Source organism: Pseudomonas sp. NPDC089547, from assembly GCF_050280665.1.
Lineage (GTDB): Bacteria > Pseudomonadota > Gammaproteobacteria > Pseudomonadales > Pseudomonadaceae > Aquipseudomonas.
The window spans coordinates 1-12,924 of sequence record NZ_JBNNVS010000027.1; the positions used below are offsets into that span (position 1 = coordinate 1).

General features: G+C 62.7%; 11 protein-coding genes. 6 read left to right on the forward strand and 5 right to left on the reverse strand.

Annotated features, from left to right (window positions below; translation table 11 throughout):
- Positions 1 to 132: 132 nt before the first annotated feature.
- The gene (gene chrR, locus ACQKPZ_RS18335) at positions 133 to 693 is read right to left on the reverse strand and encodes a class I chromate reductase ChrR (RefSeq protein WP_427540787.1); all 561 of its coding nucleotides are present in this window, start codon (positions 691 to 693) and stop codon (positions 133 to 135) included.
- Positions 694 to 850: 157 nt separating this feature from the next.
- Here chrR and ACQKPZ_RS18340 point away from each other — a divergent pair, with 157 nt between their 5' ends.
- Positions 851 to 1,069: a hypothetical protein gene (locus tag ACQKPZ_RS18340; protein ID WP_110740679.1), complete on the forward strand. Its 219-nt coding sequence runs from the start codon at positions 851 to 853 to the stop codon at positions 1,067 to 1,069.
- Here ACQKPZ_RS18340 and ACQKPZ_RS18345 read toward each other — a convergent pair.
- The 4 genes from ACQKPZ_RS18345 to ACQKPZ_RS18360 all read right to left on the reverse strand — a co-directional run bounded on the left by ACQKPZ_RS18345 (position 1,053) and on the right by ACQKPZ_RS18360 (position 5,521).
- On the reverse strand, positions 1,053 to 3,302 hold the full coding sequence (locus ACQKPZ_RS18345; RefSeq protein WP_427540913.1) for an Orn/Lys/Arg decarboxylase N-terminal domain-containing protein: 2,250 nt from the start codon (positions 3,300 to 3,302) through the stop codon (positions 1,053 to 1,055). The two genes, ACQKPZ_RS18340 and ACQKPZ_RS18345, sit on opposite strands and share 17 nt — an antisense overlap.
- 175 nt (positions 3,303 to 3,477) lie before the next feature.
- Positions 3,478 to 4,236 carry a DNA polymerase III subunit epsilon gene (gene dnaQ / locus ACQKPZ_RS18350; RefSeq protein ID WP_427540790.1) on the reverse strand — a complete coding sequence of 253 codons (759 nt, stop codon included), beginning with the start codon at positions 4,234 to 4,236 and terminating at the stop codon, positions 3,478 to 3,480.
- Between the two features lie 51 nt (positions 4,237 to 4,287).
- Positions 4,288 to 4,734, reverse strand: a complete 447-nt coding sequence (rnhA, locus tag ACQKPZ_RS18355) for a ribonuclease HI (protein WP_176682204.1) — start codon at positions 4,732 to 4,734, stop codon at positions 4,288 to 4,290.
- A gap of 13 nt (positions 4,735 to 4,747) precedes the next feature.
- On the reverse strand, positions 4,748 to 5,521 hold the full coding sequence (locus ACQKPZ_RS18360) for a class I SAM-dependent methyltransferase (RefSeq protein WP_391128024.1): 774 nt from the start codon (positions 5,519 to 5,521) through the stop codon (positions 4,748 to 4,750).
- An 85-nt stretch (positions 5,522 to 5,606) separates the two neighbouring features.
- On the opposite strand from ACQKPZ_RS18360, the gene gloB reads away from it, so the two are divergent.
- The 5 genes from gloB to ACQKPZ_RS18385 all read left to right on the forward strand — a co-directional run bounded on the left by gloB (position 5,607) and on the right by ACQKPZ_RS18385 (position 12,924).
- Positions 5,607 to 6,386 (forward strand): hydroxyacylglutathione hydrolase, encoded by a 780-nt coding sequence (gloB, locus tag ACQKPZ_RS18365; RefSeq protein ID WP_427540793.1) that lies wholly within the window; start codon positions 5,607 to 5,609, stop codon positions 6,384 to 6,386.
- 100 nt (positions 6,387 to 6,486) lie between these two features.
- Positions 6,487 to 7,917, forward strand: a complete 1,431-nt coding sequence (locus tag ACQKPZ_RS18370; RefSeq protein WP_427540796.1) for a transglycosylase SLT domain-containing protein — start codon at positions 6,487 to 6,489, stop codon at positions 7,915 to 7,917.
- A gap of 270 nt (positions 7,918 to 8,187) precedes the next feature.
- Positions 8,188 to 10,017 carry an extracellular solute-binding protein gene (locus ACQKPZ_RS18375; protein WP_427540799.1) on the forward strand — a complete coding sequence of 610 codons (1,830 nt, stop codon included), beginning with the start codon at positions 8,188 to 8,190 and terminating at the stop codon, positions 10,015 to 10,017.
- Positions 10,014 to 11,849, forward strand: a complete 1,836-nt coding sequence (locus tag ACQKPZ_RS18380) for an extracellular solute-binding protein (protein ID WP_427540802.1) — start codon at positions 10,014 to 10,016, stop codon at positions 11,847 to 11,849. Before ACQKPZ_RS18375 ends, ACQKPZ_RS18380 begins: the two co-directional genes overlap by 4 nt.
- Before the next feature lies 1 nt (position 11,850).
- On the forward strand, positions 11,851 to 12,924 hold the full coding sequence (locus tag ACQKPZ_RS18385; protein WP_027608722.1) for a microcin C ABC transporter permease YejB: 1,074 nt from the start codon (positions 11,851 to 11,853) through the stop codon (positions 12,922 to 12,924).

The following is a 12,924-nucleotide window of genomic DNA, read 5'->3' on the forward strand; positions in this document are numbered from 1 at the left end:
ATGCTTTTTCATGGTCTCGCCCTCGCTGCCGTTGGCTTCTTCGAACGCCACCGTGGCACTGTGATGCCTCGGCGGGGGCGAGTCCATCGATTACAGGGATCGTGCCGCTCAGCAAATTTCGCATTAACCGACTTAGACCGCTCTGTTCAACTTCACCCACGAAGCAAATTTGTCGATAAACGCCTGCAAGAACGGCCGGGTCTTGTCGTTGAGCTTCCCTGAGTCCTCGAACAGGCTGGCCGCCCCGCCGATGTAAGCCTCGGGCATCTGCATGCACGGCATGTCCAGAAACACCAGCGACTGGCGCACGGCATGGTTGGCACCGAACCCCCCAATGGCCCCCGGCGATACACTTACCACCGCTGTCGGCTTGCCACTCCAGGCACTTTGCCCGTAGGGCCGCGAGCCTACATCGATGGCATTTTTCAGGCAGCCTGGCACCGAACGGTTATATTCCGGCGTGACGAACAGCACCGCATCACTGCCTCGGATCTCCTCGCGAAAGCGCTTCCACGCTTGCGGTGCCGCCTCGGCCTCGACATCTTCGTTGTACAAGGGCAAATCGCCGATCTCGACAATTTTCAAGGCAAGGCTGGACGGCGCCAGCTCCGAAAGTGCGTGGGCAACCTTGCGGTTGTAGGACTCCTTGCGCAAGCTGCCGACGACAACCGCTACCGAATACACCTGGCTCATGGCAATTTCCATCCTGTGCTGGGTAAAGGGACGTTGTAGTTATAGATGACCGTTCCTCGGCACTTTGGTTTTTTTTGTGCAAGGCGAAAACTTCCGAGGCTGTTCCACGGTCTATGCCTTCAGACATTTTCTACGTAATTCAGAGGTTTCCACCCAAATGGCAGCAGTAATGGTCGGCCAATTCCACGCCCGTGACGCCGAAGGCCGTATCTACCCCGTGCATGAGTTCCAGGAGTCCACCCTGCAAATCGACGGCAGCACGCTGGGCGCCCCCATCACCACTTACCGCCTGGCCATCGGTGACAAGGTCAACCACCTGGGTGAGAACCGTTTCGAACTGGCACGCAGCGGCGTCGAGATCATTCGCATTCCGTGATGCAGTCCACGGTGTAGCCGCCACTCTCGTTCTGCAGGCCATGCACATCGGCGACAAAGCCCGGGAAGCCCTGGTTGAACGCCCGGGCGAAGGCCAGGTAGTCGAGTATCGAGCGGGTCGCCTCGGTGAACCGCTCCCCCGGCATGATCAACGGGATGCCGGGCGGGTACGGCACCAGCATCACCGCCGCCACACGCCCTTGCAGCGCCTCGATAGGCACCGCCTCTACCTCGCCACGCACCATCTGGTCATAGGCCTGTGCCGGGCTCATGGCCACCTCCGGCAAGCGCGTGAACAGGCGCTTGAGTTGCTTGGCAGTGGCATTGGTGCGGTAACAGCCATGCAATTGGTCGCACAGGTCACGCAGGCCCATGCCTTGATAGCGTGAGGCATCGGCGGCCACCACACTCGGCAGGCAACTGCCAAGGGCCGTATTGCCATCATAGTGGCGCTTGAACTCCAGCAACTCGGTCAGCAAGGTGCTCCACTTGCCCTTGGTGATGCCCATGGAGAACAGCACCAGAAAGCTGTAAAGACCGGTTTTCTCCACCACCAGCCCCCGCTCCCACAGAAACTTGCTGACCACCGCCGCCGGTATTCCGCGCTCGCCCAGCGCACCGCCCGCGCTCAGGCCCGGCATCACCAGGGTTACCTTCAGCGGGTCGAGCAGCACGTAGTCGTCCACCACCTCGCCAAAACCATGCCAATCCGCCCCGGGCTGCAGCAGCCAGTCTTGCGCAGCCAGGCGGTGGATACCTTCGGCACTCGGCGGCTGCCAGATACTGAACCACCAATCGTGCGCAGCAATGTGCTCGCGCAGATTAGCCAGGGCACGGCGAAAACTCAGGGCTTCGTCAAACATCTCTTGCAGCAGCGAGCGCCCGGCCGGCCCCTCCATCATGGTCGAGGCCACGTCCAGCGAGGCGAGGATGCTGTACTGCGGCGAGGTCGAGATATGCATCATGAACGCTTCGTTGAAACGGTCGCGGTCCAGTTGGCGCCTGGCGCCGTCCTGCACATGGATCATCGAAGCCTGGCTGAACGCTGCCAGCAGCTTGTGGGTGGAATGGGTGCTGAACACCAGCGGGCTGTCTGGCGCGCAGTCAGTGCCCATGGCATAGCGCCCGGTGAAAAAGGCATGAAACGCCGCATAGGCAAACCAGGCCTCGTCGAAGTGCAGCACTTCGACACTGGCCCCCAGGGTTTGCTTGATTAGCCCGGCGTGGTAGCACAGGCCGTCGTAGGTGGAGTTGGTCACCACTGCCAGTTTGATACGCGGTTCCCGGTCACGGGCGAGCGGGTTGGCCTGGATCTTTGCCCGGATGGCCTCTGGGCTGAACTCGCTGAGCGGGATCGGGCCGATGATGCCCAGTTCGTTGCGCTCCGGGCACAGGTAGAGCGGGATGGCGCCGGTCATGATGATTGCGTGCACCACCGACTTGTGGCAATTGCGGTCCACCAGCACCAGGTCGTCACGGCCGACCATGGCATGCCAGACGATCTTGTTGGCGGTGGACGTGCCGTTGATGACGAAGAATGTGTGGTCGGCACCGAAGTTACGCGCAGCCCTGGCCTCGGCTTCGGCCAAGGGGCCGGTGTGGTCGAGCAGCGAACCCAGCTCCGGCACGGAAACAGACAGATCCGAGCGCAGTGTGTTTTCGCCGAAAAACTGGTGAAAGGCCTGGCCTACCGGGCTTTTATGGTACGCCACCCCTCCACCATGGCCCGGGGTGTGCCAGGAATAGTTGGATTGTGCCGTGTGCTGCACCAGCGCCTTGAAGAAGGGTGGCAGCAGGCCGTCGAGGTAAGTGTGCGCGGCTCGCGCCACCTGGCGGGCGAGAAAGGGCACGGTGTCTTCGAACAGGTACAGGATGCCGCGCAGCTGGTTAAGCTCGCTCATGGCTTCGGCAGGGGCGTTTTCCAGGGTGACCTGCTCACCTAGCGCGAAGATCGGCAAGTTGGGGGCGCGCAGGCGGGCCAGGCGGATCAGCTCGGCCATGTTCTGCAACAGGTGGGTATTTTCGCCGACGCCTTCGGCGGCAATCAGCATGCAGGCCAGGCCGTGGTGGGTGGCGGCGACCAGGCGCGCTTCGGCGTGGTCGGCGGCGGCGAGGATGGCAAAGCCGTCCTGGCGCAGTTCCTCGGCAATGCCGCGCACGCGCTCGCCGGCGACGCTGTCAGCCTTGATGGCGCGGTGCACAATGAGGATGGGGAACTTGAGGTCCTTGTACATCAGGTGGCTACCTCCGAAGGACATGGCGTCCATTTCAGGGTAGTTGAAGCTGTGTTTTCAGGGCCGGCCTCTTCGCGGGCACGCCCGCTCCCACAGGGAGCCCCACTGCCCTAAAGCCTTGCGCGGTACCTGTGGGAGCGGGCGCGCCCGCGAAGAGGCCGGTACAGGCTGAAAATCAGCCAGCGGGTGTCTCGGTCAACGTTTGCCACATGGATGGCCCACCCGCCGACTTGGCCACAGCCGCCAACCGCTCGGCATGCGCTTCCAGTTCCTCGGCACTGGCCATGATAACCCGCCCCGGCGCACGCCCGGTAATCCGGCGGATCTCACTCCCCCCAGCCCCCTGCCCGTCACCTTCGGCATCTGCCCCATGCCCAGCCAGCGACAGGCTGGTCTGGCCCCCGGTCATCGCCAGGTAGACGTCTGCCAGCAGTTCCGAGTCGAGCAATGCGCCGTGCAGCTCACGGCCAGAGTTGTCGATATCGTAGCGTTTGCACAGCGCATCAAGGCTATTGCGCTGCCCAGGGTGGCGCGAGCGCGCCAGCAGCAGGGTGTCCAGGATGGTGCAATACTGCGAAGCGTCCGCACGGTCCTGCTGGCCGAGCAAGGCAAATTCGTTGTTGATGAAGCCAACGTCGAACGCCGCGTTATGGATGACCAGCGTGGCGCCCTGGATGAAGTCGAAGAACTCTTCGGCCACGTCACCAAAGCGCGGTTTGCCGACCAGGAAGGCATCGGTGATGCCGTGGACGTTGATCGCGCCCTCGTCACTCTCGCGGTCCGGCTGCAGGTAGACGTGGAAGTGCCGCCCGGTCAGGCGCCGGCCGATTACCTCGACACAGCCGATCTCGATGATCCGGTGGCCTTCGCTCACCGGCATGCCCGTGGTTTCGGTATCGAGAATGACGAACCGCTTATCTTGCTGCTGCTCCACGCGGGGCGCTCCAACTTGCATCAGTTACAAAGGCCGCGATTGTACCCCAGCTCAACGCTGGGCGCGCACCTCATCGACCCCGCGGTTGGCCAGCTGGTCGGCGCGTTCGTTGCCAGGGTGGCCAATGTGGCCGCGCACCCACTTCCAGGTCACCTTGTGGCGGTTGACCTGCTCATCCAGCTGCTGCCACAGGTCGGCGTTTTTCACCGGCTCCTTGGCAGCGGTCTTCCAGCCGCGCTTCTTCCAGTTGACCATCCATTCGTTGATGCCCTTCATCACGTACTGCGAGTCGGTGGTCAACACCACCTCGCATTCGCGCTTCAGCGCCATCAACCCCTGGATCGCAGCCATCAGTTCCATGCGGTTGTTGGTGGTTTCGCGTTCGCCGCCCCACAGTTCCTTCTCGACGCCCTTGTAGATCATCAGGACGCCCCAACCACCCGGGCCTGGGTTGCCCTTGCAGGCACCATCGGTAAACATCTCGATGCTTTCGCTCATGTACCACTCATGTTCAGTGCTTTTCAGTATCCGGGTTGGCCGCAGTGCGGTTGACCTTGGCCAGTGGCAGTGGCAGCAGCTTGCCCATCGGTTCGCGGCGCTCCTGGCGCAGCGGCCGCAGGCCAACCACCATCTTGCGCGCCACCAGCAGGTACACGCCGCCACCCGAGCTTTGCCAGCCACCGGCCAGCCGCTCCCAGCCCTCCAGCCGTTGCTGCCAAGCCGGTGAGGCAAGCGGCGGACGATAGCACCCGAAGCGGCGTTTCTCCAGCGCGAAGCCCAGCAGGTTGAGCCAGTCACCCACCCGCGACGGGGAGATGCAACGGGCCTTGCGCAAGGCGCCATGGCTGAAGAAATGGCGCATGCCCCAACTGCTCCACGGGTTGATACCCACGATCAGCAAATGCCCGCCCGGGCGCACGGCGCTGGCGGCCTCGCGCAGCAGGCCATGGGGCGACAGGCAGAAGTCCAGGCCATGCTGCAGCACCACTACATCGGCGGCGTGTTCGCTCAGCGGCCATGCCTGCTCCTCGCAGACAATCTCCACCCCCGGCAACGGCGCGCCCAGGCGCACATTGCGCTGCACCTGTGGCGCGCTCGGTGGCGGCTCGGCACAGGGCCCGTAATGCACGAGGTAGCCACCGAAGAAGCGCCCCAGCTCTTCTTCCAGCAGTTTTTCCTCTTCCTTGAGCATCAGTTGGCCGAGTGGGCCGTTGAACCACTCACGGGCCAGGCTGATCAGCTTGACCCAGTCCGGGTCCGCCTGGGCAAAGGCTTGGTCGGTCATTGAGCTCTCCCTCGAAGGTTCTCGCACCGCGCCATCGCGGCTAAGATGCCCTCATGTGCCACGCTAGGCGAATCGGATCCGCACCATGATACAGATCGATGCTCTCCCCGCTTTCTCCGACAACTACATCTGGTTGTTACAGGATACTGCCAAACGCCGCTGCGCGGTGGTCGACCCGGGTGACGCCGGCCCAGTGGAACGCTGGCTGGCGGCCAACCCCGAGTGGGTGCTCAGCGACATCCTGATTACCCACCACCACAACGACCATGTCGGTGGCGTGGAACGGCTCAGGCAACTGACCAGCGCACGGGTATGGGGCCCGGCCAACGAGCGCATTCCCTGCCGCGACCACGCACTGGACGAAGGCGACCAGGTCACCGTGCTGGGCGTAACCTTCCAGGTGCTGGCCGTGCCTGGCCACACCCTGGGGCATATCGCTTACTTCAGCGACCAGCCAGCAACACCCGTACTGTTCAGCGGCGATACCCTGTTCGCCGCCGGGTGCGGTCGTATGTTCGAGGGTACACCCGAACAGATGCAACCGGCCCTCGCCCGCCTGGCGGCGCTACCCGCCGAAACCGAAGTGTACTGTGCCCACGAATACACCCTCAGCAACCTGCGTTTCGCCAAGGCGGTGGAACCGGGCAATCCGCACGTTCTACAGCGGTTCGAGGACGTTACCCGTTTGCGCGCCGACAATCGCATCACCTTGCCATCAACCATTGGCATGGAACGCCTGACCAACCCCTTCCTGCGTACCGCTGAAACATTAGTTAAACAAAAAGCAGACGAATGGAAGGGACATCCAAACGACTCGCAGGTCACTGTTTTTGCTGCCTTGAGGTCTTGGAAGGACACCTTCTGATAACCGCAAGATATATCGCAATCAATGGTCAAAGGTTGACCAGGCCCGGAGCGGTTTCTAGAATCGCCGAAATTTTTCGCCCGGATACCTGTGTCAGCCGATGTCTTCCCGTAGCCGCAGAACCTCTCATTCCGTCGCCCTGACGCGCCTGGCCCAAATCAGTGCGCTGGCCCTGGCCGCCACCCTGGTAGGCTGCCAGAGCACCCGTCAGCTCGACGAATCCGATAGCGTTCGCGCGCACAACTATCAGGCGCGGATCAAGCACAAACCTTCGCCGCTGCTGGTCAAGCCGGCCGAGCAGGCGCCGCAGGATGTCTGGGAGCGCATGCGCCAGGGCTTTGCCCTGCAAGACAGCATCGACGTCAACCCGCGTATCGAACAGCAGCGCCTGTGGTTCGCCAGTAACCCGACTTTCATCGAAAGCGCCGGCGAACGCGGCAGCCTCTACCTGCACTATATTGTCGAGCGTCTGGAAGAGCGCGACATGCCGCTGGAGCTGGCGCTGCTGCCAGCCATCGAAAGCGCCTACAACCCGATGGCCTATTCACGCGCCAGCGCTGCGGGCATGTGGCAATTCATGCCAGCGACAGGTCGTCACTTCAACCTGCGACAGACCAATTTCTACGATGGCCGCCGCGATATCACCGCGTCGACCAATGCAGCACTGGACTACCTGACCCGCCTGCACGACATGTTCAACGGCGACTGGCTGCTGGCCCTGGCGGCCTACAACGCCGGCGAAGGGACTGTCAGCCGGGCCATCGAGCGCAACGAGAAGCTTGGCCTGCCGACCGATTACTGGAACCTGCCGCTTCCGCAGGAAACCCGTGACTACGTGCCCAAGCTGCTGGCGCTGTCGCAAGTGGTGTCCACGCCTGAAGCCTATGGCGTTAACCTCAACCCGATTGCCAATGAGCCTTACTTTGAAGCGGTGGCCATCAATGATCGCCTCGACCTGTCGCGGGTGGCGGCCTTTGCCAACATCGACGAAGACGAACTGATCCAGCTCAACCCGGCCTTCAAGAAGCGCATGACCGTGGATGGCCCCAAGCAACTGCTGGTGCCCACCGCCAAGGCGCAGCTGCTCAGCGACAGCCTGTCCAACCTCAAGCCCGATCAACTTGTCGCCCTGCAACCGAACAAGGCTGTGTTCGCCCGTGCCGTCGCCGAAACCAAGGCCCCCGTGGCCGCGCGCAGCTATCGGGTAAAACGTGGCGACAACCTGGGCGCCATTGCCAAGGCCAACCGCGTTTCGGTAAAGGACATCAAGCGCTGGAACCGCCTGTCTGGCAACAGCCTGCGCGCCGGCCAGGTCCTGGCCCTGCGCGGTGGCAATGCCCCAAGCGCCGCCGGCAATCGCGTAGCGGCGTCGGCGCAGCGCTCCACTCAGTACAAAGTGCGCAAGGGTGATTCGCTGTACCTGGTGGCCAAACGCTTCAACGTGGAAATGAAGCACCTCAAGCGCTGGAACCCACGCAGCGGGCATGCCCTCAAGCCAGGGCAGACCCTGACCGTCTACCTCGGGCATTGATACCCTCCTGCAGGATTGACGCAATCCCTTGTAGGAGCGGCCTTGTGTCGCGATCGGGCTGCGCAGCAGCCCCCGGGCATTGAGGGTCATGCCGAAATCGCTGGGGCAGCTACGCAGCCCGATCGCGACACAAGGCCGCTCCTACAGCGACTGCGTCATCCTCGTCCAACAGAAGCCGGCACGCTCCCTTCAAAACCTCTCTTTTTCCAGCCCCACCAAGCTGTTACTGTACCCCGATCAAAGCCCAACGCCTCTGGATCGGATGCCGACTTGATACGTCCCCTCCTGCTGTCACTCAGCCTGGCCTTGAGCTTTCCCGCAGTCGCGATGGTGAGCGAAAGCCACGGATACGCGCAGTTCGGCACGCTCAAGTACCCAGCCACATTCACCCATTTCGACTGGGTCAACCCGCAAGCGCCCAAGGGCGGTACTTTGCGGGCCATGGCTTTTGGCACTTTCGACACCCTCAACCCTTACACCTTCAAGGGGTTGAGCCCGATCACCACGCCCAACTTCCAGCAGTACGGCATCAGCGAGCTGAACGAGCCGCTGATGGTTGGCACCGGCCAGTACGACCCGTCCGGCGACGAGCCGACGTCCAGCTACGGCCTGATCGCCCGCTCGGTGGAGTACAGCGAAGACCGCAGCTGGGTGGTGTTCAACCTGCGCCCGGAAGCCCGCTGGCATGACGGCCAGCCGATCACCTCGGCTGACGTGGCCTTCTCCTACCGAACGCTGCTCAAGGACGGCCACCCGATCTACCGCACCAACCTGCAGGAAGTGCAACGGGTGGACATTCTCGGGCCGCTGCGCATCCGCTTCGTGTTCAAGCGCGCCGGCAACCCCCTGCTGATCCTGCGGCTGGGCGAGATGCCGGTGCTGCCCAAGCACTACTGGCAAAAACGCGACTTCAAGGCCACCACCTTCGAGCCACCACTGGGCAGCGGCCCCTACCGCATCACCGAGGTTCAGCCCGGTCGCCGGCTGGTGTTCGAACGGGTCAAGAACTACTGGGGCAAGGACCTGGCAGTCAACCGTGGCAAGTACAACTTCAAGCGCGTGGAATACGAGTTCTACCGCGATGCCACGGTAGCCTTCGAAGCGTTCAAGGCCGGCGAATTCGACATCTATATCGAGCACCAGGCCAAGAACTGGGCCAACGGCTACAACTTCCCGGCGGTGCGCCGTGGCGAGGTAATCAAGGCCCAGATCCCGCACCAGATCCCGACGCAAACCCAGGGCCTGTTCATGAACAGCCGCAGGGCTACCTTCAGCGACCCACGGGTACGCCAGGCGCTGGGGCTGATGCTCGACTTCGAGTGGACCAACCGCGCGCTGTTCAGCAGCGCCTACCGCCGCTCGACCAGTTACTACCCCAACAGCGAATTCGCCGCCAGCGGCCTGCCCACCGGCAAGGAATGGCTGCTGCTGGCCCCGCTGCGCGACCAACTGCCGACCAAACTGTTCAGCGAGCCCTACAAGGTCAGCCAGACCGATGGCAGTGGCATCAGCCGCCAGACCCTGCGCCAGGCCCTGGGCCTGCTTGCCGAAGCCGGCTGGAAGCTGAATGGCCAGCGCCTGGTCGACAGCAAGGGCCAGCAGCTGCGCATGGAGTTGCTGCTGGTAAACCCCAACCTTGAACGCATCCTGCAACCTTATGTCGAAAATCTGTCCAGCATTGGCATCGATGCGCGCTTGCGCACCGTGGACCGTGCCCAGTACAAACAACGCCTGGACCAGTTCGATTTCGACATGATTCTGATGACCCTGAACCAGACCTTGAGCCCCGGCCTCGAACAGTGGCTGTACTTCCATTCCAGCCAGGCCGCCACCAAGGGCAGCAAGAACTATGCTGGGGTCAGGGACCCGGTGGTCGACCACCTGCTCGACACGCTGCTGGCTGCGCGCACCCGCGACGACCAGGTCGCCGCCGCCCGCGCCCTGGACCGCGTGCTTTCATGGCAGTACTACATGATCCCCAACTGGTACCTCGACAATCATCGCCTGGCCTACCGCAACCGGTTCGCCTTCGTCACCACGCCGCCCTACACCCTGGGGCTGAACAGCTGGTGGATCAAGACTTCGGAGAAAGCCCAATGACGCCAACGCACCCATTGCGCCGGCTGGCAGGCAGCCTGTTGCTCGCCTGCCTGAGCCTTCCCGCCCTGGCCGCACCGCAACACGCGCTCACCCTGTACGACGAGCCACCCAAGTACCCCGCCAACTTCAAGCACTTCGACTACGTCAACCCGGATGCGCCCAAGGGCGGCACCTTCCGCCAGTCCAGCTTCGGCGGGTTCGACAGCCTCAACCCGTTCATCAACAAAGGCGTGTCGGCCGAGAACATCAGCATCATCTACGACACCCTGATGCGCCAGAGCCAGGACGAGCCTTTCACCGAATACGGCCTCGTCGCCGGCAAGATCGAAAAGGCCCCCGACAATAGCTGGGTGCGCTTCTACCTGCGCCCAGAGGCGCACTTTCACGACGGCCACCCGATGCGCGCCGAAGATGTGGTGTTCACCTTCAATGCCCTGATCAAGGACGGTGCGCCGCTGTACCGCCAGTACTATGCCGACGTCGCCGAAGTGGTCGCCGAAGACCCGCTCAAGGTGTTGTTCACCTTCAAGCACAAGGGTAACCGCGAGCTGCCGTTGATTCTCGGCCAGCTACCCGTTCTGCCCAAGCACTGGTACGAAAACCGCGACTTCAACCGCGGCAACCTGGAGATCCCGCTGGGTAGCGGGCCGTACAAGGTCGCCGAGGTAAAGGCCGGGCGCTCGGTGCGCTACGAGCGGGTCAAGGACTACTGGGCCAAGGACCTGCCGATCAACCGCGGGTTCTACAACTTCGATGCCATGACCTTCGACTCCTACCGCGACACCACCGTCGCCCTGGAGGCACTCAAGGCCGGCGCGTTCGACTACGCGCTGGAAGTCAGCGCCAAGAACTGGGCCACCGCCTACAACGTACCCGCGGTGCGCGACGGCCGCCTGATCAAGGAAGAGCTGCCCAATGGCAACCCTACCGGCATGCAGGGTTTTATCTTCAATATCCGCCGCCCGGTGTTCCAGGACGTGCGTGTGCGCCAGGCCCTGAGCCTGCTGCTGGACTATGAGTGGACCAACAAGCAGCTGTTCAACGGCGCCTACACCCGCACCGGCAGCTACTTCGACAACTCGGAAATGGCCGCCCACGGCCTGCCCAGCCCGAACGAGTTGAAAATCCTCGAACCGCTGCGCGGCAAAGTCCCTGAGCAGGTGTTCACCGAGCCCTTCAAGAACCCGGTCAGCGACGGCAGCGGCATGATCCGCGAGCAGCAGCGCCAGGCCTACAAGCTGTTGCAGGAGGCCGGCTGGAAGATTGTCGACGACAAGATGGTCGACGCCCAGGGTAAACCGGTAAGCATCGAGTTCCTGCTGGCACAAACCGAGTTCGAACGCATCCTGCTGCCGTTCAAGCGCAACCTTGCCGACCTCGGCATCGACCTTAACATCCGCCGGGTCGACGTTTCCCAGTACATCACCCGCCTGCGTTCGCGTGACTACGACATGATCGTCGGCGGTTACCCGCAGTCCAACTCGCCGGGCAACGAGCAGCGCGAGTTCTGGTCCAGCGCCGCCGCCGACAACCCCGGCAGCCGCAACTTCATCGGCCTGCGCGACCCGGCCATCGACCAGTTGGTAGAAGAGCTGATCAACGCCGACTCGCGCCAGAGCCTGGTCGACCATTGCCGCGCCCTCGACCGCGTGCTGCTGTGGGGCTACTACGTGATCCCCAATTGGCACATCAAGACCTGGCGCGTGGCCTACTGGAACCACATCGGCCACCCGAGCCTGTCGCCCAAGTACGATATCGGCATCGACACCTGGTGGATCAAGCCCGGGGTAACCCCGGCGGTCAGCGAAACCCCTGCGGACGAGGCCAACTAAGATGCTGGCCTACATCCTGCGCCGCCTGCTGCTGATCATCCCGACCCTGTTCGGCATCCTGATCATCAACTTCATCATCGTCCAGGCTGCCCCCGGCGGCCCGGTCGAGCAGATGATCGCCAAGCTCGAAGGTTTCGAAGGTGCCACCAGCCGCATTGCCGGTGGCGGCGCCGAAGTGTCCGTGGCCGGTTCCAACTACCGTGGTGCCCAAGGCCTGGACCCGGCACTGATCGCTGAAATCGAACGCATGTACGGCTTCGACAAGTCGCCGCCCGAACGCTTGTGGATCATGATCAAGAACTACGCCCGGCTGGACTTCGGCGACAGTTTCTTCCGTGATGCCAAGGTCGTCGATCTGATTATCGAGAAAATGCCAGTGTCGATCTCGCTGGGGCTGTGGAGCACGCTGATCATGTACCTGATCTCGATCCCGCTGGGCATCGCCAAGGCGGTGCGCCACGGCAGCCACTTCGACGTGTGGACCAGCTCGGCAATCATCGTCGGCTATGCCATCCCCGCGTTCCTGTTCGCCATCCTGCTGATCGTGCTGTTCGCCGGCGGCAGCTACTTCGACTGGTTCCCGCTGCGTGGCCTCACCTCCAACAACTTCGACGAGCTGAGCACCACCGGTAAAGTGCTGGACTACTTCTGGCACCTGGTGCTGCCGATTACCGCGCTGGTCATCGGCAACTTCGCCACCATGACCCTGCTGACCAAGAACAGCTTCCTCGACGAAATCAACAAACAGTACGTGGTCACCGCCAAGGCCAAAGGCCTGAGCCGGCCAAGGGTGCTGTATGGCCATGTGTTCCGCAACGCCATGCTGCTGGTAATCGCCGGCTTCCCATCGGCCTTCATCGGCATTTTCTTCACCGGCTCCTTGCTGATCGAGGTGATCTTCAGCCTCGACGGCCTGGGCCTGATGAGTTTCGAGGCGGCCATCAACCGCGACTACCCGGTGGTCTTCGGCACCCTGTTCATCTTCACCCTGCTGGGGCTGGTGGTGAAACTGATCGGCGACCTGACCTACACCCTGGTCGATCCACGCATCGACTTCGCCAGCCGGGAGCACTGA

What these genes read in the sequence shown, in the direction of transcription:
- chrR (WP_427540787.1), bottom strand. Translation starts at nt 693, where the DNA reads ATGAGCCAGGTGTATTCGGTAGCGGTTGTCGTCGGCAGCTTGCGCAAG.
- ACQKPZ_RS18340 (WP_110740679.1), top strand. Translation starts at nt 851, where the DNA reads ATGGCAGCAGTAATGGTCGGCCAATTCCACGCCCGTGACGCCGAAGGC.
- ACQKPZ_RS18345 (WP_427540913.1), bottom strand. Translation starts at nt 3,302, where the DNA reads ATGTACAAGGACCTCAAGTTCCCCATCCTCATTGTGCACCGCGCCATC.
- rnhA (WP_176682204.1), bottom strand. Translation starts at nt 4,734, where the DNA reads ATGAGCGAAAGCATCGAGATGTTTACCGATGGTGCCTGCAAGGGCAAC.
- ACQKPZ_RS18360 (WP_391128024.1), bottom strand. Translation starts at nt 5,521, where the DNA reads ATGACCGACCAAGCCTTTGCCCAGGCGGACCCGGACTGGGTCAAGCTG.
- gloB (WP_427540793.1), top strand. Translation starts at nt 5,607, where the DNA reads ATGATACAGATCGATGCTCTCCCCGCTTTCTCCGACAACTACATCTGG.
- ACQKPZ_RS18370 (WP_427540796.1), top strand. Translation starts at nt 6,487, where the DNA reads ATGTCTTCCCGTAGCCGCAGAACCTCTCATTCCGTCGCCCTGACGCGC.
- ACQKPZ_RS18380 (WP_427540802.1), top strand. Translation starts at nt 10,014, where the DNA reads ATGACGCCAACGCACCCATTGCGCCGGCTGGCAGGCAGCCTGTTGCTC.
- ACQKPZ_RS18385 (WP_027608722.1), top strand. Translation starts at nt 11,851, where the DNA reads ATGCTGGCCTACATCCTGCGCCGCCTGCTGCTGATCATCCCGACCCTG.